We start from the raw sequence: 22,970 nt of genomic DNA on the forward strand, positions 1-22,970 counted from the left end.
CGTGCTTCAGTTCAGCGATGCACTGCCTGTCGAAGTCAATAAATCCTCCAGAATGCTTTCAACAGAAGAGTTAAAGACTATTCAGACAGCTGGCTTTAAGAGCAACGGTGTCAGATATGTCAAAGATGTGTATATCACAGGTGTGATTATCCCAAAAGCGAGCGTTAATTATACTTTTGACAAGACTGAGTCTTTGGGGAGAGCATATAACGTTCAGTTTTATTCACTGGAGGCAGGAACCGATTTTCATCCCGTAAATCTGGCGACCAATATTGTTATTACTCCTTTGGCACTCTCCGCTGATATTGTTTTCTTCCCAATCTCTCTTCAGTTTCTGCGTTTAATGATGGGACCTCACTGAAGCCGGTTTCTACGGAAATACACATGAAAGATCTAACCCTGAGTTATTACGACGCGGAAATGCGCTACCTCCGTGAAGCCGCGAAAGAATTCGCCCAGACCCATCCGGATCGGGCCGCGATGCTGGATCTGGATAAGGCCGGTACTCCCGATCCGTATGTTGAACGGCTGTTCGAAGGCTTTGCTTTCTCAATGGGACGGCTACGGGAGAAGATCGACGACGACCTGCCTGAACTGACCGAAGGGCTGGTCAGCATGCTCTGGCCACACTACCTGCGTACCATTCCTTCACTCTCGGTGGTGGCCTTCACGCCCGCACTTCAGGCCGTGAAGATGGCAGAAGTGATGCCCGCGGGTCTGGAAGTGTATTCCCGCCCGGTGGGGCCGAAAAACACGGTTTGTCGCTACCGCACCACCCGTGATGTGATGCTCAACCCGCTGAACATCTCAGGGGTGACCATGAGCACCGAGCCTGACGGACGCTCGTTGCTGCGGATGCGCTTTGCCTGCAGCACCCAGGCGGACTGGTCTCATGCTGACCTCAGTCACCTGAGTCTGTACCTCGGTGCAGATGCGCCTGTCAGCAGCCAGCTGCACCTGATGCTGACCAGACGGCAGGCTGCGCTTTATATGCGTCTGCCCGGGCAGACCGACCGTATTCGCCTGGACGGGTACTTCTCGCCGGGAGGATTTGCAGAGGAAGACGGGCTGTGGCCGAAGGGGGATACTGCCTTCAGCGGCTACCAGCTGCTGCTGGAGTACTTCACCTTCCGCGACAAGTTTATGTTCGTCCACCTCAACGGTCTGGACGGGATTACGCCGCCTGCGGGAGCAGAGTACTTCGACATCGAAGTCGTGTTCAGTACGCTGTGGCCATCAGACCTACCGGTCACCAATGACGCGGTTCGTCTGCACTGTGTGCCGGTGATTAACCTGTTCACACTGGAGGCTGACCCGCTCACCATTACCGGGCTTGAGAGTGAGTACCTGCTGCGCCCCAAACGGCTGCAGGACGGACACACCGAGATTTATTCGGTGGATTCGGTGACAGGCTCAAACCGGACCAGTGATGCCGAATACGTCCCGTTCAGCAGCTTCCGCCATAAGGGCGGAATGATGCGCCGTCACGCACCGCCACGGTATTACCACACCCGCGTTAAGCGGGGCGTCACCGGACTGTATGACACCTGGCTTATCCTCGGTGGTCACCAGTGGGAGGATGACAGGCTGTTTGAGCGCGAAGCCGTATCGCTGCAAATCACCGGCACCAACGGTCAGTTACCGCGCCGGGCGCTGCAGAGCACGCTGCTTGACCGCTGTGAGCAGGTGGTGCAGACGCCATTGACGGTGAAAAACCTCTGCAAACCCACGCTGCCGGTTTACCCGCCAGCAGAAGACCGTTTTCACTGGCGGGTACTGAGCCACCTCGGCTCCGGGTTCCTGAACATGATGAGCACCGCCGAAGTGCTGCGCGGCACGCTGGCACTCTATAACTGGCAGGAAGATGAACTGAACACCCGCCGTCTGGAGGCGATTCAGCATGTGGAGCACCACCGCCTGCAGCGTTTTGAGCAGGGCTACCTGCTGCGGGGGCTGGATATCGAAGTGACCCTCGACAGCAACGGCTTCACCGGTGAGGGCGATATTCACCTCTTTGGTGAAATGCTTAACCGGTTCTTTGCGCTGTATGCCGATATGAACCAGTTCAACCAGCTCACACTTATCGTTCAGCCAGAAGGAAAATGCATCCGGTGGAAAGAGAACCACAGTCCGCGTCTGCCCGGCTGATAGCGCAGCTGGAAGACCGGCTGCCGTATATGAATTTTTACCGCTTCTGCCAGCTGCTGGAGCAGAGCCAGCCGGACAACACGGTCACCGGCAGCACCTGGCAGGTACGACATGAACCGGTACGTTTTCGACCGCACCCGGGGATGGGCTTTCCGGCCTCTGAAATCAAAGGAATTGAGCAGCCTGAGCATTCGCATCTGCCGCCAACGGTACGCATCACCTTTATGGGGCTCTACGGTGTGGAGTCCCCGCTGCCGACGCACTATACCGATGACATTACCCGGCGGCGGGAAGGCTATGAGGCCACGGCGGATTTCCTCGATATCTTCAACCACCGGCTGATTGCCCAGTACTACCGTATCTGGCGTAAATACTCATACCCGGCGACCTTTGAAGAGGGGGGGAAGGACAACACCTCGCAGTACCTGCTGGGGCTTGCGGGACTCGGCATTGACGGCTGTGCACAAAACATTGCCACCCCGGCTTCGCGCTTTCTGGCACTGCTGCCGGTCATGTTACTGCCGGGGCGTACCGCAGAAGGCATGGCCTCGCTGGTGCGCCTGCTGGCATCCAACACGCAGGCGAAAATCTGGCACCATGACAAACGCCGTGTGCCGCTGAAGAAGCCACTGACCATGCGCGTCAGCCAGCCCGCCACCCTGACAAACCGACCGGTGATGGGCAGCTATGCCACCGACGTAAACAGCCAGGTGCTGATGCGTCTGACCACCACTGACCCGGCAGAAGTGCAGGGCTGGTTACCGGGCGGGGAGCTTCACACCGACCTGATGGCGCTGCTGCACGTGTATCTCGGGTCTCGCCTGGATTTACGGCTACAGCTGTGTGTCGACCGCAGCCTGCTGCCGGACGCGACCATGAGCACGAAACCCAAAGCAGGCGCGGTGCAGCTGGGCCGCACTGCCGTAATGCGACCGTTGAATGCGGTTACCGCATCACACCCAAAAACAATCACCATTAATCTGGGCCGCTATGAGCGGGTACAGGAAAATATTCACCGCAGGGAGACCGATGAAGATGGCGATTACCGCTGGTAAATTTCCTCTGGCTGCGCTGGCCGCCGGTATCACCCTGATGCTGGCGGGGTGCGGGTTGACTCAAAAAGTGACAGACGGCACCGTTGCTGTGACCAAATCGATATTTTATAAGCAGATAAAGACCCTGCATCTGGATATTCGGGCCCGTGAGGCAGTGAACAGCAATGCAGGCGGCGTGGCACTGTCGACGGTGGTGCGCATCTACCAGCTTAAGGATCGCAAAACGTTTGACAGTACTGACTATCCGTCACTGTTTAAAGATGACAGTCAGGCCATCAGGGCAGACCTGCTGGCGGAGAAAGATGTCCGTCTGCAGCCCGGCGGGGCGGTGATGGTGGATATGCCGATGGAGGAGGGGGCCCGGTATGTGGCGGTGGCCGGGATGTTTATGTCGCCGGACCAGGAGAACAACACCTGGCGGGTGGTGCTGAGCCGTGATGATCTCGATCCGGATAAGGCTCGCGTCATCGATGCGGGCAATAACCGCCTGACCCTGCAGGCGCTGAAAGATGAGTGATTCACCTCGCCCACCACTTTATGAAACGCTCTACGGCAACTTCACCGGCGGCCTCGATCTCCATCAGGTCAGCGAGCAGAACCAGGTCGTTTTGTCCGTGCTCGACAACATGCAGCGCGTTCTCAACTGCCGTGCAGGTACGCTGGCGCATCTGCCGGACTATGGGTTGCCCGATATGACGAAAATCCTGCAGGGCATGCCGGGTACGGCCCATGAGCTGATGGGCACTTTGTCTGCCGTGCTGCTCAGATATGAGCCGCGTCTGAAAAAAATCGCCGTTGTCCTGCTGGAGCAGAACGCCCCCGGTGAACTGCGCTACGCGATTGATGCTGAACTTAAAGGTGTCGGTCTGGTGCGCTACGGCACTGAATTTATGCCCGAAGGTCGCGTCCTGCTGCGACACCTGAAGAGTCAGCAGTATCTGGACTCAGCAACCCGTCTCTGAGGTCAGATAACACATGTCACTAAAATTACAGTTTCTCGATAAATTGCAGACCAGACAGTCTGCACCGGCTTCATCTGTCAGTAAGAGTCAGGCCGATATCGCAGAGTTTCACCTGAGAATGACGCTGCTTCAGGAGCAGATGGACGCGTGGCTCGACGGTACCGGCCTGAAGGTGGGGACCTTCAGCGTCTGCGTTACGGACCTGCTGGCGGAGGTCGGAGCATTTGATATAGACGGCATCGTACTGCGCGTGGACGACCGGGCGGTAAAGTTTACGCCGGTATTTTTGTACGGCCAGAGCGTGGTCGGATGTGTGGACGTGACCCTTCACGCAGAAGGGTGCATCACTTCAGTGGGGCGTTTATTCATGCAGGCAGGTCAGCTTAACGACTGGCGACTGACTCAGCCAGGGGCTCCGGCCCTCCCCGGAGAGCATTTTGACGAAGGCGCATTTTTTGGCCTGATTTTATCGCGGCTGCCATAGCGGACCTGCAGAACCCGCAAACCCGCGCGAAGCCGCTTAACCAGAAAACAACGTCCGTCATTCTGATATGGATATTCAGCCGTGAATAACATGACTCCCCGTAAAATCAAAACCGGTGGCGACCCCAGGGCGCTGCCGGATTATGCCGCCCTGCGCGATGAGCTGAGCAAACTGACGCATCCGGCGCGTCCGGATGTGAACTGGCGATATGCCGAAAAACTCTGCCTCTCACTGTTTGAGCAGAACGGCGTGGAGCTGCAGACGGCAGCCTGGTATACGCTTGCCCGTATGCAACTGGCCGGCCTGTCCGGCCTCAATGAGGGGCTGGCAATACTGGAAGCACTGATAAGCCATCAGTGGGGGACGCTCTGGCCGCAGCCGGTGCATGCCCGCATGGAAATCCTCAGCAGCCTGAGCCTGCGCCTGCAGCAGCGGATGCGCACGCTGGCGCTGAATTACAGCGACCTCAGCCAGCTGTACCGGGCGGAACAGCTGCTTGGCCGTCTGGGTACGGTACTGCAGCGCCTGGAGCTTAAGCATCTGAGCCAGCTGGATGTGCTGCGCACGCTGATGCACAACAGCGCCGTCCGGCTGGAAAACAGCGATGGCACCGGCGCGAACATTCAGCCCGGCATCGTGTTGCCTTCCACTATGATGAATGGTTCGACCGCATCCACGAGGGACCTTGCTGGTGGTCCGGATGACGATTTCAGGGTACCAGACAGTGCAGTGAAGTGGGTATATGTCGCGCAGCCTGAACAGCAGCCGAACGTGGACGTTCTGGCGACAATGCCCGCGCCGGTAAAAAAATGGAAATCCTTCGCGGGCGGGATGTGTACCATGCTGCTGATAAGCTCAGCTGCAGCATTCGTCTGGCAGTCTCTTCACCGTTCCGACCCGCTACAGATTCAGTTTGCCGCCTCCCTGGCACCGTTACCGGCCGTGCTCACGCCTGAGCAACTGGCCATTCTGCAACAGCGGTCATCGTTACCAGCACAGGTAATCGCTCAGACACAGCAGCAGCTGGCCAGGCTGGAAAAATTACCTCCCGACTGGAATATCGCCTATGGCAGAAAACTCGCTGAACAGGCACGGACGCTGTGGCCGGAGCAGGCTAAGCCTCTGGTACAACAGTGGGAACAGCAGCTCAGTAGCGCCTTGCTGCCAGCGGAACAGCTGAACGGCTGGCATCAGGGAATGACAATCCTGCAAAAACTGAGCGACAGGCTGAACGGGCTGGATGAGCAGAAAGGGAAATACATGACGGTCAGCGAGCTCAAATCACAGGTTTTTGCTGCTACGCAGGCATTCGGTAAAACGGTACCGGTTGAAGAACAGCTGCGGCAAATGAGCATTCCGGGTCTTTCACAGACAATCCCGGCCGCGCAAAAGATGCAGACAGAACTGCATCTTAAGCAGTTAATCACGCGGTATTCCGCCGTAACAGAACGCCAGTAACCGTCCTTACGCGTATTTTCGGAGTTTCAATGGATGAGAACGAGCTTCACAGAAATCACTGGTGCGAATGGTCAGCTGCAGACCTCACTTTTCTGGAGGTCAACTACCGTACCATGCCCCTGCCTGAGCTTGCCCGCATTCTGGGGCGAACGCCCGGCTCCGTTCGCCTGATGGCTCATAAACTGGCCTGTCAGGAAAAGGCATCGCCACGATGGACCGCAGAAGAAGACGATATCATTCGTCAGCACTATGCTTCAGGCGCAGGCGCTGCATTCATTGCGACGCTTCTTAAAGACAGAACGTCTTCGGCTGTCTTTACCCGGGCCGATACGCTGGGAGTGACCAGCGGCAGGTACTGGCGTGAGGAGGAGCGTCGAATTCTGAAGGAACACTATCCTGCTATCGGTTCCGGGGTGCTTAATCTGCTGCCAGGCAGAACCCCTGAGGCTATCAAAATAATTGCGGGAAGAATGGGGCTTCGTAAATCAAGCAGCAGCCGCGAGGGGTTTCGTCCGTGGAGCGACGCAGAGTGGAGGCTGCTGGAGGAAAACATTCATCTCAGCATTGCTGAGCAGCAGGCAACACTGTTTCCGGACAGAACAAAACGAGCAGTGGAGAAGGCCCGCGAGCGATTACTCAAAAAAAAACGGGCTCTTTGCCGCGAGCTTAAGGCGTGATGCGTTAGCCAGTTGTCTTTAGTGCCGGATAACGCCAGGCGAACCGTGCTGTCCGCCACAGGCAACGCCTCAACTTTGTGGTGAGCATTTTCCCGTAACGTCGATGCCAGACCATGCCCGCCCGGAGCGGAATACGCAATAACGGCCTGCTGACAGGCATCGTTAATTTAAATCCCACTTTAAGCAATAGCGATATTTCCATTATATCCACCCCGCATCATAAACTCCTGGCGCGGTTCGTAATATTCGAAATTCGTAAGTGAGAAATTAAATAAAAATCGCATAGAAACGCTGCAGGCATATTTATATTTTAATTATGGAGGATCTGGTGCGTCAAGAAATCGTAAGACCATGCCGACATTGTGGGGCGCTTATTTCAACTGATGCCACACGATGTACGCCCTGTAATGTCAGGAAACCCTTTTCCGGACGGCGGGCAGAGCATTTACTGCCGTGGATACTGAGTGCCTTATTACTTGCCGGCTTTGTCGTATTTACCATTTTTTACGGGTGATATATGCGACCTGTATATACAGGATGACGGAACGTCATTGCCTGAGCTTATTTTCAACCAGCACCCGTTTGGGTGAAATTTTAAAATGGAGTAGTAAATGAAAGAACTGAACATTACAGATGAAGTTGATAGGGCCGGTGAGTGGCTTGTAAAAAATCAGGGGTTATTAACCGAATACGCGGTCAATATTATTTCGGCCACCGTCCTGTTAATTACCGGACTGATACTTGCCCGCCTTGTCAGTGCGGCGCTTGACCGTGTGCTATCACGTCGCGGGATTGACGTGACGGTGTCGGGCTTCCTTTCGGTCATGGTTCGCTATGCCATCGTGGTCTTCACGGTTATTGCCGTACTCGGCCGCCTGGGTGTCCAGACCGCGTCTGTCATTGCCGTGATGGGGGCCGCCGGTCTGGCTGTGGGGCTTGCCCTTCAGGGTTCGCTGTCGAACTTCGCCGCCGGCGTGCTGCTGGTGACGCTGCGCCCCCTGCGTACCGGTGAGTTTGTGGATGTGGGCGGCGTGGCCGGCACGGTTGACCGGGTGAATATCTTTTCCACCACCCTGCGTACGCCTGACAACAAAATCATTATCGTGCCGAACGGCAAAATCATCGCCGGGGACATTATCAACTTCTCGCGCGAGCCGCGTCGCAGGGTGGATATCACCGTGTCCGTGGCCTGGTCTGCCGATATTGGAAAGGTGAAGCGCGTGGTGAGTGATGTCGTTACGGCCGATACCCGGATTATCCATGAAAATGGCATCACGGTACGACTGAACGAGATGGCGCCGCCGGCGCTGAACTTTGTGGTGCGCTGCTGGACGGATACCGCCCTTTACTGGGATGTCTGGTTTGACCTGACGGAAGCCATCAAGCGCGGGCTCGACGACAACGGTATTCCTGCACCGCGCCCGCAGATGGATGTCAGCATCAGGAACGCCGGGCAGGAGCCTGCACGATGAGCACGCAAACGCATAACCGCGACCTGCCTCAGTCCGTTCTTGGGGTTCTGCTGCTGCTCACGCTGCTGGTCTGCAGCGTCTGGATTATCCGCCCCTTTATACTGAGTGCCGTCTGGGCGGGGGTGATTGTCACCGCAACCTGGCCTCTCTTTCTCTGGCTGCGTCACAGAATGGGGGGGCGACGTCTGCCTGCCATTCTGGTGATGATGCTGTGCCTCTGTGGTCTGGTGTTACTGCCCATGGTGTATGGGATGACGGCATTATCCGCCGCGGTGAAAGGACTTGTTGCCTGGCTGACTCACCCTGAACCCTCAGCCCTGCCGGCTCCTGATGTTCTTTTGCGTATTCCGGTGGCCGGTCATTACCTGTATGAAAAATGGATGATGCTCGTGCAAAGTGACATCTCCGTTATTGCAGGCGCGCTGAAGCCCTGGCTGATAACCGGTGCAAGGCTTGTTACAGGCCAGCTCGCGGGGATGGGGATGCTGCTGGTAAACAGCATCATGATGCTGGCCGTCTGTCTGCTGCTTTATTTCTTCGGGGAACGTGTTGCACAGGGATTTCGTCGTTTTGCCTTCCGTCTGGCCCGCTCGCGTGGTGAGCACGCCGTTGAACTTGCAGGAAAAACCATCCAGGCGGTGGCGACCGGCGTGGTGCTGACGGCTGTGCTTCAGTCCGTGTTTGCGGGTATCGGCCTGTTTGTCTGCGGCGTGCCGGCGGCCGCCATGCTGGCGATGCTGATTTTTGTCCTGTGCCTGGTCCAGCTCGGGCCGGTGATTGTCATGCTGCCGGCCGTAGCCTGGCTCTTCTGGAGCGGCGAGAACGGTGCAGGCAGTCTGTTGCTGGCCTGGACAGTGGTGGCCGGCGGGATGGATAACATCATCAAACCGCTGCTGATGAACCGGGGCAGCGACACATCGCTGCTCCTGATTATGGCCGGAGTGACCGGCGGCCTGCTGGCGTGGGGGGTTATTGGTCTGTTTATCGGCCCTGTTTTGCTGGCCGTATCCTGGCGTCTGATTGCCGGCTGGGTGAATGAAGAATCGGTTTCACACCATGAATCAAAGGAAATGAAGCAATGAACAAAAAAATAGCGTGTGCGTTTGTGTTACTGGGGGCGCTGTTACATGCCGTATCCGCCGTGGCAATGGATAAAACAGCAACCGGTGCTGTTGTCGGCGCAACCGTCGGCGCTGCTGCCGGGAAGGATGTGAAATCAGCCGTCGGGGGCGCGGTTGTCGGTGCAGGCACCGGAGCAATGACCAAAAGCGGTGACACAGGCAAGGCAGCCCGACAGGGCGGTGCGGCAGGCGCAGCTACCGGTGCAGTCGTGGCGGCCGCAACGGGTAAAAGCGTGGTGAAAGGTGCGGTCACGGGGGCGGGCGCAGGTGGACTGGCCGGCGAGGCCCTGCACTGATAAATGACACAGGGCAGCGAACATACTGCCCTTTCTGCAGATCGCGTGGACTGGCGGCACGACATCTGGCTGCTTAGTAAAAGGGCACGTTAAGGTCGTACAGAAAACGCTCCGGGCTTATGCGCCAACACATCAACCCGTACAGGTAAATTTATGCCCCCTTCACTCGCGGAGGTTATCCATCTGATCCGCAGTCGCGGCGACAGTGCCCCGGGTTTTATTACGACAGAAACCCGGCTTGTTTCAGGGCTGGGATTCTGCAGTGATGACATGGAGGAGCTGCTTCACGAAGCGGAATGGCGTTTTGGCGTCAGATTTCCATCTGATGAAAATGCCCTTAGGAAGCTCTTTTCCCTCCTGCCACATGAATACCTTTTGACTCTGCAGGATAGCCTGCCGCTCTCACCCGCATGGGTGTTGTGCCGGTTGCGGGGCGCGCCTTTGCCTGTGCAGGCAGATATCAGCGTGGGGGATTTTTTCCGGGGACTCACCGCGCTGTGTCTGAAGGGCGGCGAAATGTAGTCTTGTCTGTGGCAAAGCATGGCAACTGACACGGAGCCACAGCAACGAGTTACCGGCGGTGCAAATGCATCCTGAAGAGCGGTACCAAATCGCGAATACCGACGAGGGGAAGATCGTGCCCGACCAGAATGCCATTTTGCAGGTGCACTGATGCGCTGTCGGTTACACCAGTTTCAATCCTGTATTAACCGGTCTGCATTTGCGCACGGCGATCGTTCTCATATATGGCGATTGTGTGCCCCGGTATCAGACGTCAACTAGTTTTGCCGACTGGCGCCAACTACTCTGGCCGCATCCATTGAGCGGGGTTTTACGCCACGTTGGTTACTGCCTTCGCTGTCTTTTTCCTGTAACTTTCTCCCTTCAGTTCGAACATATATCCGTGATGGATCAGCCGGTCGGCTGCTGCCACCGCCATCGTTTCATCCACGAAGATGCTGCCCCACGTGCTGAACGGATGATTGCTGGTGATGACCAGACTGCCACGCTCATAACGATGTGCGATCAGCTCGAACAGCACACCCGTTTCCGCGTTGTCGCGTTTGACATACCCGAGGTCGTCTATCACTATCACCCGGTAGCGATCCAGTTTCAGCAGAAGCTCGTTCAGTTTCAGTTGTGTCCGCGCTTTACGCAGCTCCTGCAGCAGCTCTCCGGCACTGTAGAACCGGGCCCGGTAGCCCAGCCCTATAACGCCATCCACGATCGCCGCTGCCAGATGGCTTTTTCCCAGACCACTGGCACCGAACAGCAGGACGTTTTCTCCGGCATCAACCCAGTCTGTCGTTTCGCAGAGCTGCCGGAACTGAGCGTTATTCAGTTCCGGCACCTGGCTGAAGTCATACTCACCCAGCGTTTTCGCCACCGGCAACCGGGCTTCCTTTTTATAGCGGCGTAGCTTTTCGCTCTCGCGCCACAGGAGTTCTTCATTGCACAGCGTCAGCAGATAGCGTGACGGGGTCCAGCCCTCCGCCAGCGCACGTTTCTCCAGCGCATGCCATTCCGCACTGACGCGGGTCAGACGCAGTTTGCGCAGACTACGCTCAAGGAGGTGGATATTGCTCACTGCAGACCTCCTTTTCCGCGCAGCAACTGCTCATAACTGCTCAGGTTGTGCTGAACCACACTGACCGCCGGTAGTTCCTTTTCCTTTATCCCCAGGAACCGCATCAGGCGGTGCAGATCCAGCTCACCCGGAGTATTCAGCATCTGCTCCATCCCCCGCGCCACGATAGAGATATCGTCATAGCCCGCAGCCAGTTTCAGGGCGTGCACCATCAGACGACCTGCTATCTCAGGCTTCAGATGATTACACAGACGACGCCACAGTCTTCGCCATTCATCGTCCGGCAGGATGTCATTTCTCAGCGTAGCATGGCAGAAGGCTCCGGGCTTTTTCGCCAGGCTGTCGATCACATGCCGGAAGTCGATCCGTCTGGCTCGTCTTTTCCCCTTTTCTGGTCTGACGCGAGGGCAGCTCATAACCTCGTTACTACCGATGTAACAACTCAGACGATCATCCCACACCCGAACCCGTAACAGCTGGCCAACAAGCCGGGAAGGCACGCTGTAGACGACAAGTTTGACGTTAATGGTACTGCTACTACTGACCCTTACCGTCAACTCGTCGTAGTCGGCGCTACGACGCAGCGGCAGTGGCTTCAGGTGGAGGCGCTCCTCCTTTACCAGATCCTGATTGTTACGGTTGTGACGCATAACCTGCTGGGTGATGAAGGCCTGGTATTCTTCCACGGTGCTGAAGTCATTACTGCCCCGCAGCATCAGCGCCTGGTGGATGCGTCTTTTCAGATGTCCGTGGGCGCTTTCAACCGAACCATTTTCGTGGCCACGACCGGCATTATTGTGCACGCCCTGCATACCATAGTGCTGGCAGAGGGCAGCATAGCGCTCAGTCAGCTCGCGGCGCCCGTCTTCACCCTGATGTTTCCATGCTGCCCGCAGACTGTCCGTTTTATGCTCTGTTGGTACACCTCCCAGTTGCCCGAGGGCTTCCTGCAGGCCTTCAGCAAGGGCAGAGAAGCTCTCACCACCCAGCACGACCCGCATCCAGCTCCAGTGGCTCCACTCAAGGCGGAAGTGGTACAGCTTATACGTCAATAACTTGCCATTGATGGTGACAACTATACCTTTGAGCTCGGTAAAGTCCGACAGGCCGCGCAGGCCGGGCTGATGAAGTTGCCGGAACATCACTTCCTGCTCAGCACCATACTGCAGCTTCCACTCGCGGACCCGCCGCTGCATTGTCCTGCGGAGGCTGTTGGGGTACTGACCGGGATATTTATCCTGCAGCATTTCAAGCAGGGTCGTGGGCATCAGGGCGGGCCTTTCCTTCAACAGGGGAACAAGCTCGTTGTCCCAGACGGCCTCAAGCGGATCTTTACGTGTCCGCCAGTGACGATTACCGGTTTTAGACCACTGATCTTTTTCGATCCTGCGACCTGAGCGAACAGAGATACCGGCCTTCATGGCCGAGATATGCTGGGTTACACCTTTTTTACGTTGAGTCATGTAATAACTGACCTGATGAGTATTGAGCGTCACGCCATTTCCTGTGGGATCGTGTACATGATGCTCAGATTACAAAATCGGCCAGAATAATCAGCGCCAACCGGACTGAGTTATTGTCGTCTCATAATCCGACAACGCCACAGCGCCTGTCGGTACTGGCGGCTGGTATAATGGCTGCCCTGGTCGCTGTGGAACATCACATCTGTCGGGCGGCCTCGTAGCTCCCAGGCCATTTGCAACGCTTTGACCGTCAGCGTTGAGTCCGGCGACGTCGACATCGCCCAGCCCACAGGCTTGCGGGAGAACAAGTCCAGCACCACAGCCAGGTAAGCCCAGCATTTACCTGTCCAGATGTAGGTCACGTCGCCACACCAGGTCTGGTTTGGTGCCGTAGCCGCGAACTGACGGTCGAGAAGGTTTGGTATTTCAACGTGCTCGTTACCTCCGCGCTTGTATTTGTGGGCTGGCACCTGACAGCTGGCGATATCCAGCTCTTTCATCAGTTTACCGGCCAGCCAACGGCCCATTTTGACGCCAGAGTCCCTGGTGACGATGGTCGCGATGCTTCTGGCTCCGGCAGAGCCACCGCTGGCGTTCCAGGCCTCCATGACCTGGCTGCGCTTAACCACGCGTTCCCCATCGGGTTCATTCGTGGAGCTCAGCCAGTGCCTGTAGCTGCTGCGGTGTACCTCGAAAATGTGGCACAACGCGCTGACCGGGTATCGCGCCCTCAGCCTGTGGACTACCGTGAACCGTTGAGTGAGTCCGACATTAAGAGCGCCGTAGCCTTTTTTAGGATTTCGTTTTCCATTTCAAGGCGTTGAACTTTCTTCTTCATCTCGCGCAGCTCAATCTGCTCAGGCGTAAGCGGCAACCCGGCGGGAGTTTTACCCTGCCGCTCGAGCCGCAGTTTAGTGACCCAGCGGGTAATGGCCGAATGGCTGACATTAACCGCCTCAGCGGCTTTTAAGTACGTATACCCATGGTCGAGAACCAGCTTTGCCGCTTCGAGCTTAAATTCTGCCGTGAAATGTTTACTCATTAGGTCACCTGTCGTGTTGGTGAGGTGAGCATATCACCTCCGATCAGGTGGCCAGTATCAGTGTGCCACTACATACCCCGGTATTGTGTTATGGAGTTTTCATGTTTTTGCAGCTGATATGGCTTGCGGCGCTGATGTCACTCATGGTGGTTATTCATACGCTCTGGAGTCTGCATATTCTGAGGCTTGTGCCCGGGAAAGTCACCGACACGGTCAGGCTGGTGATGATACTGGTTCGCATCTGTGTTTCGATGCTGATGATCCATTTTACCGAGGCGGCGTGCTTTGCTCTCTTTTATTACTGGCGCTCAGGCTTCAGCGATGTGGCAACCGCCGTGTATTTTTCGCTGGCAAGTTACGCGACGGTGGGCTACGGCGACGTATTGCTGCCTGCACATCTTCGCATAACTGGTGCGGCAGAAGGTCTGGTCGGGGTCTTGCTGGCAGGCTGGACGGTCGCACTCCTTTCCCGGGTACTGGCTACGCTACGGCCCGGGTCAAAATAGTTTTTCCATGAATATTTTCTTATCTGAGTGAGTAACCCATGCGTCTGATTTTACCCGCAGCAGAGACTCTGCTGCTTCCCTTCACCTCAGGACAGATAGCGACCTGCCTGCTGTGTGGCTTTGCCGTGGGGCTTGAACGCCAGCTGCGCGGCAAGCCGATTGGCATCAGAACCTCCACGTTAATTGTCCTCGGGAGCTACTGCTTCCTCGCCATGCCGGGTGCTGTTACTGCGGATGCCGCCGACCGGGCTCGTGTGCTGGGACAGCTGATTACCGGTGTGGGATTTTTAGGGGTCGGCGTCATGATGACGCGCGATGGTATCGTGACGGGTGCAACATCCGCCGCTACGGTCTGGATGATGGCGGCAACGGGCGCAATGACAGGCCTGGGGCTCGATCGGCAGGCGCTCATCATGACCGGACTGGTGGTGGGAATACTGGCGGGCGTCGATTACCTTGAGCGCAAAGTCCTGAGTCTTCAGAAGGGCGTGCACAGGCGACATGAGAAAACGACGCTTCCCCGTCAGGGCAGCTAAATTATCCTTTCACCTGTTCTGGAAAATAGTCTGAATATGCTCTCAACACGCAACACCTTCTGGACTTTCTGCGCCTTACTGCCGTTCTGCTGGTGATAACCTCGCATTATGCCTATATGTTTGATGCCAGCACTCTGATTACCTTTCCGCGCGAATATCTTACGGGCGGGATTGGCAGACTCGGCGTGTCGATTTTTTTTATGATATCCGGTGCGCTGGCATATGTTTCCCTGACGCGCTACAGCCTTTGCGAATACTACGTCAGGCGGACCTGTTCGGTCCTGATACCCTACAACATGGTTTATTTTACAGCAGCCCTCATACTGCTGGTCCTGGGGCTTTACTTCCGCTATCCGGGGAACCCGCTGGAGCAGCTGATGAATGGTGAGAGAAACGTTTTCGCGTTTCTTCCTACCATCCTCGGTATTGACCACTACCTTCATGGTATCTGGGGAGTGGAAACAGCATATCTTACCGGTGAATGGTTTATTGGCTGTATCATTCTGCATTATGCGATTGCACCGCTGGTTTTGCGGATAATACAGCTGGCGCCGTTCCTGACGATGTCTGCAGCGCTGACAGTCAGCGTTATTTGCTACGACAGTACACTTGCTAATCCGTACTGGTCAGCTCAGGTGCGGATATGTGACTTTGCGTTCGGTATGCTGTTTATGCATTTTCTGCCCTGGTTCTTTAAGTGGCGGATCCTGCTTGCTGTGACGGGCATGGTCGTTATTCTTGGCGGATGTGCGGTGTCTGACCTTTCACAGAAAAGTATCCGGGAAATCCTTTTCCCACTTGCGCCACGCAGCCTGTTTTTTTCCGTGGCGTTTCTGTTTATTTTACATGCCTGCTATCCGGTTATTAACCGGGGCTTTATACGTTTCAGGCTTAATAATAACGTATCCGGTCTGGCTTCCAGAGCATACATTATTATGCTTATTCAGCATGTCGTCATTATCTTTATCAGTGCTAACATCAATATGGCTGAACTGAATGCGACCCAGGCGACGTTGTTCTGGTTGCTCGCATTGATAACGACGGAAAGAATTTCGGCTGCACTTAAAACTTATGCAGCAAAGACTGAGAAGTTTATCGTTAAGCATATTCTTAAGAAATATTAAAATGAAAGTTTCAATGCACTCACATTTTTACACGCTGGCTGACAGATACTGATAATGAAGGGAAAACATGACATCAGAAATTAATGGCCTGCATTCCGGCACGATGAACAATATCAGCATGGCCATTCACGAACTGCTTGACTGGATAGATAAGAACATCCATCAGCCGCTGTCGGTAAAGGATATTGTCAGGAGGTCTGGCTACTCAACATTTTATCTGCAGCATATGTTCACATCTGTCACCGGTGAGCCGATTGCCTGTTATATTCGTCGAAGAAAGCTGGGCGCGGCGTCCCGCTTACTGCGTGAAAATGATGCTGGCATATCAGATATCGCCTTCGGACTGGGCTTTGAAGATATCTCAACTTTTTATCGTTGCTTCAGAAGAGAGTTCGGCCTTTCACCCGGTGAATACCGCAAACGCTGGATAAAGCCTTCTGACCTTATCATTTCCCGGGGGAAAGAATTGAGTAACTTATGAGTCGGACGCTGGCCGAAAGAAACATCCTGAATAACCTGTAGTTATTTATCAGTGGCGAACACATTAAAATTCAATTTATTATATTCTTGATACAGCTAAGGAACACGTTTGGGGATTAAAATATGAATGAACGTATATATTTCGATTGTCTTGTTTTAGGTGGCGAGCATGATGGACGGTGTTACAATGGTCCTTTAACTAATTGTCTTGAAGTTAACTCAATATACGTACCCATGGCGAAGTATTGCTCCCCTCATATTCCATCTGAAGTTCTTGTACAAAAAAAGATAAGTTACAAGGTACGCCATTATCATCGTTATGATGGTAAATGTTTTCTGATAGCAACGAATGAAAATCCGGAAGATGATGAAATCGAACAGGCTATAACAAAAATGCAGCCCCGACCCGTTAACTGAGCTATTTGAGATGCTTTATTTTATCCTCGATGCCAGGTGCTAGTATTTTATTGAGCGGCGAGCCTGTGCGGATTGCAAAGATTAGTAGGAGTTAAAGTTGGAAATTAATTAAGAACCTATCCCAGAAAGGATTGTCAGAATGTCGTAACTGATAATTTCTGAAGGTGAAAAGATGACAGGCAGCAAATGGCGGATCAGCGATGAACTTTGGGAAAAAATGGCACCGCTTATCCCTGAGCACAAAACCTGCCATCCACTCGGTACGCACCGGAAACGCGTTGATAACCGCGCTGCCATGGACGCCATATTCTTCGTCCTCAGGACCGGTTGCCAGTGGAACGCCCTGAACGCCACCGGGATATGTTCATCGAGTTCTGCACACCGGCGCTTTCAGGAATGGCGCGATGCCGGAGTCTTCGAGCGCTTCTGGCAGAACGGTTTGCTTGCCTGCGGGCATCTGGACAGCATTGACTGGTCCTGGCTGTCAATGGACGGCTGTATGACCAAATCGTCGCTGTCAGGAACAAAAAACAGGCCGTAACCCCACTGACAGAGGGAAACAAGGCGTAAAGCGCAGCCTTTTGACGGACGCCAGCGGGCTTCCTCTGTCGCTGGTTGTCTCAGCAGCGAACACGCACGACATCAAACTGGTTGCGGATACGCTCGATGCCCTTCAGACGGGTCGTCCGGGGCAAAAACTCAGACTCTGCCTGGACAAAGGTTACGATGCAGGCTGGCTGAAAACATATCTGCAGAGCCGCCGCTACGAGCCGCATGCGTATTACCACTCACAGAGACCGCCCAATAACATTACCGAAGTACGGTTGATAACATTTGGCTGGATCGCTGAATAACATCAATGGAGATCACTTTTGGCTCATTTTGTTATTCGGTGATCTCCATCAATGTTATTGGAGCATCACAGGTGTGTTTATCTGTATCCTTTACCCTCCAGGCGAAGGATACCTATGCCAGCAGTTCCAATCTCTATGAGAAAACTAAAGGAAATACTTAGACTTAAATATGGTGCCGGACTCAGCCATCGTCAGATTGGCCGTAGTCTCGCGATCTCCCCCTCTGTCGTATCCCGGTATGCCAACCGGGCGGCTCAGCTTGGTATAAAGCAGTGGCCGTTGCCTGCAGAATGGGATGATGCAGCTCTAAAGCATGCGTTCCTTCAGACGCAGGTGAAGATGAAGAAGCATTCCTTGCCAGACTGGGCTACGGTGCACAAAGAGCTGCGTAATAAATGCGTGACGCTGCAACTGCTCTGGGAAGAGTATAGTGAGCGCAACCCTGGCGGTTTTTACAGTTATAACCATTACTGCCGGATGTACCGCGAATGGCTGAAAACCACTTCGCCATCGATGCGCCAGGTCCATAAAGCTGGCGAAAAGCTCTTCGTTGACTACTGTGGGCCAACCGTTGACATTACCAACCCTGATACCGGGGAAATAAGAACCGCGCAGATCATCGTGACCGTTCTCGGGGCGTCAAGTTACACATGGGCAGAGGCCACCTGGTCCCAGCAGCTTGAGGACTGGGTTATGAGCCATGTTCGCTGCTTCCAGTGGCTTGGCGGTGTTCCTGAGCTTGTTGTTCCGGATAATCTGAAAAGCGCCACGTCACGGGCGTGTAAGTATGATCCTGACGTCAACCCAACCTACCAGCAGATGCTTGAGCACTACAATGTTGCCGTCATACCCGCGCGGCCGCGTAAACCGAAAGATAAAGCCAAAGCTGAAGTAGGTGTCCAGGTTGTTGAACGCTGGATCATGGCCCGTATCAGGCATGAGACCTTCTACAGTCTGGCATCACTGAATCAGCGGATCCGGGAACTGCTGGAAAGGCTGAATAACAAGGTCATGCAGAAACTGGGATGTTCGCGGGCCGATCTCTTCATCCAGCTTGATAAACCGGAGCTGAAGCCACTTCCTGAGGCCAGTTACAGCTACACCCTGGTGAAAAAAGTCAGAGTCCATGCAGATTACCACGTAGAGATCGACAAACATTATTACTCGGTGCCCTGTTCGTTGCTGGGCTTACAGCTGGAAGCATGGGTCTCGGGTGAGCTGGTCAGGCTGTTCAATCAGGGGCAGGAAGTTGCAGTACATCCCCGCAATCGCAACTACGGCTACAGCACCCGTGAAGAGCATATGCCGGAGGCTCATCGCCAGCACGCCACCTGGACACCGGAGCGACTTCTGGAGTGGGCTGCACGGGTTGGCAGTGAAACCCATGACTACGTCCTTCATATCCTGAACTCACGACCCCATCCGGAACAAAGCTATCGGTTCTGTCTGGGGCTTCTGAACCTGCACAAGAAATACAGCAAAGCCAGACTTAACGCAGCATGTGCCCGTGCGCTAAAAACTCAGGTATGGCGACTTGCGGGAATAAAATCGATCCTGGAAAAAGGCCTTGATAAACAGCCTGTTCCTGAAAACAAACCAGACCTGCTATCAACGCTGGAACATGAAAACGTTCGCGGCAGCAAATATTACCACTGATACGGAAGCCAATAATGAACCATCTTTACGAGCAACTGACGGAACTGAAACTCACCGGCTTCCGCGATGCGCTAAAAAACCAGATCGCTCAACCTGGTGCATACCAGGAACTGGGGTTCGAAGAACGTCTGTCGTTACTGGCATCAGAAGAACTGACCTGTCGCGAAAACAGAAAAGCAGAGCGTCTGGTGAAACAGGCGCGGTTCAGACTCAGCGCCGAGTTATCAAAACTGGATTATCGCAGCAGCAGGGGCCTGGATAAGGCCCTCATCCGTTCACTCGGTCAGGGAAACTGGCTGAGTCTTAAACAAAACCTGTTGCTGACTGGCGCAACAGGCAGTGGCAAAACGTATCTGGCCTGTGCGCTAGGTCATAATGCCTGCCGACAGGGATACAAGGTCTACTACTACCGTCTGAAAGCACTGATGGAGCTGTGCTACCAGGGACATGCAGACGGACGATATAGCAAACTGCTGACAAAACTAAATCACAGCGATCTGCTGCTTCTGGATGACTGGGGGCTGGAGCCTCTGTCGTCAGAACAACGCAGTGATCTACTGGAAATAGTGGATCTGATGTACCAGCGAGGCTCAATCATCGTCGTGAGCCAGTTGCCGGTGGAAAGCTGGTACAAAATGATCGGGGACTCAACGCATGCGGATGCCATCCTGGATCGACTGGTACATGGGAGCATCAAGATAGAACTTAAAGGAGAATCAATGCGAAAAATGCAAACCTCGTTGACCGAAGGAGATCAGTGAAGTTAATTTAAAAATGGTTCTGTGAAAGTGGCTCGAACCGATCTCCATCGATGTTACTCACCGATCTCCTTCACGGTAATATGCAACAGTTTCATAGGGTAAGGTATCGGCAGACTCAACTTCCTACTCATAAACTTGACACCCCATTTGAGCTTCGCTCCTCTTTTAAGGAGGAGCGTGAAAGTTGAAGGACGTACAACCTTAACTGGATTGATAATTAGTTCAATTCATGCACAATTTCCTGCGACCAACTGTTTTCCATGAGCATGCGGAATGAAATACCACCAGATGCCGCTTCCAAAGTAAGTTCTCCCGTATCCACCGCCGTTTTGACGTGTTCGGTCAACAATTCAAATAAGCGACGTTTGTATTCAGTGTCATCATTCCCTTTCAAATGCTCGCCCTTAGTCTCCAGTACTGAGAAACGGTAATTGCCTGAACTAGGCTCTTCGACACACACCAATAAGTCAGGGTAAACTTTCTGCTTCTGCCAGCCCTGAAGACTGTATTCGCGTTGATTGACCGCGATACGATGCCACCAATACACTGATTCTTGTTTATCCAAATACCAAGCAGTTTCTCTCTCCAGGCTGTTAAGCCCATTTTGGTACACTTTTTCAAACAAGCTTCTCTCTAGCTCGGACCCGTCTTTGCGACGAAGCACTTGCTCATGCTCCGTGACGTTTACTTCTAACGTTTGCGCCAGTTCCCAATTAAGTTTGTCATTGTCGGATGCAAGTAATCGAAGAGAAATATCTCCCTTGTCCAACTTGGTCCTGAAGATTTGTTCCGACAATTGAACAACCTGTTGTTTAATATCACGCTTCATTTCCTTGAGCAATTCAAGGCGATTGGTGAACAACGACTCCTCACTGACGCCATTATCACGCAAGATGTCTAAAGTGTGGGTTAATACCCGCATTGCTTGCCACGGATTGGGGATAACATCAGTAAGCTGGCGAACCATATAGGGGATATCCAATCCCACACTGGCATCAAACACTATATTTTCTTGCACTGGGTCAGCTAAATCCAATTCACCTTGGTTATCTTTTGACATTTTGTAGTCGATGCGAGCAATGGTACGTTGTAACTTGTCATTTACTAACTGAAAATTATCGGCATTAAGGTATGATAAAGACTCCCAATCTATACCACCTAAAATGTCTCTCTCGTAGTCGAATAATCGGTAGCCGTCTTCACAACGGTTATCTCGATGTAAAACTCTCGGTAAAAATACTTTAGGTAAAGAGCGGAAACGCTCTCTAAGCAATAAAATTTCTTTATTTACAGCTGTGGCAGGTTTATTAGCTTCAGAGGCTTTGACCTGATTTGCCACATCTCCCATACCTTCTTCTTCTAAACCTTCCTTAACACCCGCAACGGCATTCATTACGTCTTGATCAAAGGTGTAGACATAACATTCATCTAAGCTTGGTTTTTGCGTTAAACGCGCATGCGGCTGGCGCAGTACCCGACCAATCATTTGCGTAATCGCAGTTCTCGCTGTCATTTTAGATAATACTGTCAACACATAAGCGAAGGGGCAATCCCAGCCTTCACGCAATGCATCTTTTGTAATGATGTACTTCACAGGGCACATATCACTGAGCAAATCATCATCACCTAACTCGTCCTTGTCTGACGTTTTCAGGCGGATTTCATTTTCATTTACGCCCAACTTATCCATCAGATACTCACGCGCATCTTCAGCATGAACAAAAGCCGAATCACGCTGATCTTTACCTGTGCGCTCTACACGGATCAGCATGATAGGGCGAATATAACGACCTGTTTCGTTCTGAAACTGCTGAGCATCGCGATCAAGTTCACTCAGCTTAGAGTGTGCGAGCAATAAAGTGTGCTTCCACTCACTTTTATCTTCATTAATTAAGTTGATTGGCAACTTAATCATTTGCTCATCTTTCAGGGCTTGCCCCGATACGTTGACCAATACATTCGAATGGTGTTTGCCGTTTGCGTTAGGGGTAGCAGATAGTTCAAGAATAAACTTCGGATTAAAGCCGCAAAGTGTATCTCTAGCCGTGTCGCTGTATGCCTTATGACCTTCGTCAATGATAATTACTGGACGGACTAACCGTAATACATTGCCTAAACTCTGCTTCACTGATACAGATCCTGGCGCGATGCCTTCCTGCCAGCCATAATCAGAGAGGTCGTTACAGTCTAAATTGCGAATTTGAGTCAGTAATGCTTCATTAGCCGACGTATCATCCTCAATAGGGAAAAAGGTGGTGAATCGACCGCTATCACGAAACATACGGAGTGTTTCTTTAGATTGGCGTGCACTGGATTGCAGCATTAACAGCATTACACAAAGATTTTCGTCAATGTCTCGCTTTGTAAACGCATCGTTCTTTTCGAGCATTTTGACTCGTCCACCAGAAGCACGTTCTAGCATTTGCCGATAAGGATGCTCACGATTGGCTAATTGCTTCCATGTTTGCTTGTATATGGCGTCCGACGGCACCACCCAAAGCACCATGCCCGTTTGCTGCGTAAATAAGTCAGTTTGCAGTCGTTCAATCGCCGCCACACCTAATAAAGTTTTACCACCACCAGTCGGTACTTTAAGGCATACATTAGGGATAGGCTGTTCTAAACCATCGAACCTTGATACATATGGCGCAGGCACAAAATGACCACTTTTATCTTTAAGTAAATCAATTCGGCGTTCCTGTACTAGCTGTTCCCAGGCGTCTTTGGCGTAGTCGTTTATGCGTGCGTCTTTACCCTTCATTTTTTGAAAGGCAACAAAATCTTCCGCTTCTTCTTTACTTTCTGACAGAGTTTTCAGGTAGTAATCAAGCTTGTCCAGAACACCATTTTGATAGTCTTTTAACTCCATG

20 protein-coding genes and 3 pseudogenes are annotated in these 22,970 nt (G+C 53.3%); 19 read left to right on the top strand and 4 right to left on the bottom strand.

Going from position 1 to position 22,970, the window contains the following annotated elements; all coding sequences use genetic code 11:
* The 12 genes and pseudogenes from EXW94_RS11045 to EXW94_RS11100 form a co-directional block, all read left to right on the top strand.
* Positions 1-361: pseudogene (locus EXW94_RS11045) on the top strand (hypothetical protein); the annotation flags it as partial.
* 23 nt (positions 362-384) lie between these two features.
* Entirely contained in the window at positions 385-2,148 is a 1,764-nt protein-coding gene (gene tssF, locus EXW94_RS11050) for a type VI secretion system baseplate subunit TssF (RefSeq protein WP_174340103.1), read from the top strand.
* Positions 2,103-3,203, top strand: coding sequence for a type VI secretion system baseplate subunit TssG (gene tssG / locus EXW94_RS11055; RefSeq protein ID WP_174340104.1), 1,101 nt, complete (start codon positions 2,103-2,105; stop codon positions 3,201-3,203). The genes tssF and tssG overlap by 46 nt, the downstream gene beginning before the upstream one ends.
* Positions 3,184-3,720 (top strand): type VI secretion system lipoprotein TssJ, encoded by a 537-nt coding sequence (gene tssJ / locus EXW94_RS11060; RefSeq protein ID WP_174340205.1) that lies wholly within the window; start codon positions 3,184-3,186, stop codon positions 3,718-3,720. The genes tssG and tssJ overlap by 20 nt, the downstream gene beginning before the upstream one ends.
* Positions 3,713-4,165 carry a type VI secretion system baseplate subunit TssE gene (gene tssE, locus EXW94_RS11065; RefSeq protein ID WP_174340105.1) on the top strand — a complete coding sequence of 151 codons (453 nt, stop codon included), beginning with the start codon at positions 3,713-3,715 and terminating at the stop codon, positions 4,163-4,165. The genes tssJ and tssE overlap by 8 nt, the downstream gene beginning before the upstream one ends.
* Before the next feature lie 13 nt (positions 4,166-4,178).
* Positions 4,179-4,649, top strand: coding sequence for a hypothetical protein (locus tag EXW94_RS11070; protein WP_174340106.1), 471 nt, complete (start codon positions 4,179-4,181; stop codon positions 4,647-4,649).
* A gap of 81 nt (positions 4,650-4,730) precedes the next feature.
* The gene (locus EXW94_RS11075; RefSeq protein WP_174340107.1) at positions 4,731-6,107 is read left to right on the top strand and encodes a VasL domain-containing protein; all 1,377 of its coding nucleotides are present in this window, start codon (positions 4,731-4,733) and stop codon (positions 6,105-6,107) included.
* Between the two features lie 29 nt (positions 6,108-6,136).
* On the top strand, positions 6,137-6,784 hold the full coding sequence (locus EXW94_RS11080; protein ID WP_174340108.1) for a hypothetical protein: 648 nt from the start codon (positions 6,137-6,139) through the stop codon (positions 6,782-6,784).
* 611 nt (positions 6,785-7,395) lie between these two features.
* Positions 7,396-8,256, top strand: a complete 861-nt coding sequence (gene mscS, locus EXW94_RS11085) for a small-conductance mechanosensitive channel MscS (protein WP_174340109.1) — start codon at positions 7,396-7,398, stop codon at positions 8,254-8,256.
* Positions 8,253-9,338 (top strand): AI-2E family transporter YdiK, encoded by a 1,086-nt coding sequence (ydiK, locus tag EXW94_RS11090; RefSeq protein ID WP_174340110.1) that lies wholly within the window; start codon positions 8,253-8,255, stop codon positions 9,336-9,338. The genes mscS and ydiK overlap by 4 nt, the downstream gene beginning before the upstream one ends.
* Positions 9,335-9,673, top strand: coding sequence for a glycine zipper family protein (locus EXW94_RS11095; RefSeq protein WP_174340111.1), 339 nt, complete (start codon positions 9,335-9,337; stop codon positions 9,671-9,673). The genes ydiK and EXW94_RS11095 overlap by 4 nt, the downstream gene beginning before the upstream one ends.
* A gap of 153 nt (positions 9,674-9,826) precedes the next feature.
* The gene (locus EXW94_RS11100) at positions 9,827-10,195 is read left to right on the top strand and encodes a hypothetical protein (RefSeq protein ID WP_174340112.1); all 369 of its coding nucleotides are present in this window, start codon (positions 9,827-9,829) and stop codon (positions 10,193-10,195) included.
* Positions 10,196-10,505: 310 nt separating this feature from the next.
* Here the strand turns inward: EXW94_RS11100 and istB (EXW94_RS11105) are convergent, their stop codons facing one another.
* The 3 genes and pseudogenes from istB (EXW94_RS11105) to EXW94_RS11115 form a co-directional block, all read right to left on the bottom strand.
* Positions 10,506-11,261 (bottom strand): IS21-like element ISEc10 family helper ATPase IstB, encoded by a 756-nt coding sequence (gene istB, locus EXW94_RS11105; protein ID WP_174340113.1) that lies wholly within the window; start codon positions 11,259-11,261, stop codon positions 10,506-10,508.
* The gene (gene istA, locus EXW94_RS11110; RefSeq protein ID WP_174340114.1) at positions 11,258-12,757 is read right to left on the bottom strand and encodes an IS21 family transposase; all 1,500 of its coding nucleotides are present in this window, start codon (positions 12,755-12,757) and stop codon (positions 11,258-11,260) included. Before istA (EXW94_RS11110) ends, istB (EXW94_RS11105) begins: the two co-directional genes overlap by 4 nt.
* 92 nt (positions 12,758-12,849) lie before the next feature.
* A pseudogene (locus EXW94_RS11115) lies at positions 12,850-13,766 on the bottom strand (IS3 family transposase); the annotation flags it as partial.
* Positions 13,767-13,867: 101 nt separating this feature from the next.
* Here EXW94_RS11115 and EXW94_RS11125 point away from each other — a divergent pair.
* The 7 genes and pseudogenes from EXW94_RS11125 (at position 13,868) to istB (EXW94_RS11155) (ending at position 20,100) form a co-directional block, all read left to right on the top strand.
* Entirely contained in the window at positions 13,868-14,272 is a 405-nt protein-coding gene (locus tag EXW94_RS11125) for an ion channel (protein ID WP_254797830.1), read from the top strand.
* A gap of 38 nt (positions 14,273-14,310) precedes the next feature.
* Positions 14,311-14,808 carry an MgtC/SapB family protein gene (locus tag EXW94_RS11130; RefSeq protein WP_174340116.1) on the top strand — a complete coding sequence of 166 codons (498 nt, stop codon included), beginning with the start codon at positions 14,311-14,313 and terminating at the stop codon, positions 14,806-14,808.
* A gap of 116 nt (positions 14,809-14,924) precedes the next feature.
* Complete coding sequence (locus EXW94_RS11135; protein WP_375336644.1) at positions 14,925-15,932, top strand: acyltransferase family protein; 1,008 nt, start codon at positions 14,925-14,927, stop codon at positions 15,930-15,932.
* Positions 15,933-15,999: 67 nt separating this feature from the next.
* Positions 16,000-16,413, top strand: a complete 414-nt coding sequence (locus EXW94_RS11140) for a helix-turn-helix domain-containing protein (protein ID WP_174340117.1) — start codon at positions 16,000-16,002, stop codon at positions 16,411-16,413.
* 588 nt (positions 16,414-17,001) lie between these two features.
* Positions 17,002-17,605: pseudogene (locus tag EXW94_RS11145) on the top strand (IS5 family transposase); the annotation flags it as partial.
* Positions 17,606-17,797: 192 nt separating this feature from the next.
* The gene (istA, locus tag EXW94_RS11150) at positions 17,798-19,339 is read left to right on the top strand and encodes an IS21 family transposase (RefSeq protein ID WP_174340118.1); all 1,542 of its coding nucleotides are present in this window, start codon (positions 17,798-17,800) and stop codon (positions 19,337-19,339) included.
* A 14-nt stretch (positions 19,340-19,353) separates the two neighbouring features.
* Complete coding sequence (gene istB / locus EXW94_RS11155) at positions 19,354-20,100, top strand: IS21-like element helper ATPase IstB (RefSeq protein ID WP_064575338.1); 747 nt, start codon at positions 19,354-19,356, stop codon at positions 20,098-20,100.
* 217 nt (positions 20,101-20,317) lie between these two features.
* Here the strand turns inward: istB (EXW94_RS11155) and EXW94_RS11160 are convergent, their stop codons facing one another.
* A complete protein-coding gene (locus tag EXW94_RS11160; protein ID WP_050862883.1) occupies positions 20,318-22,969 on the bottom strand; it encodes a DEAD/DEAH box helicase in 2,652 nt (883 codons plus the stop codon).
* Position 22,970: the final 1 nt, after the last annotated feature.

The organism is Enterobacter sp. JMULE2, assembly GCF_013337145.1.
GTDB classification, from domain to species: Bacteria; Pseudomonadota; Gammaproteobacteria; order Enterobacterales; family Enterobacteriaceae; genus Enterobacter; species Enterobacter mori.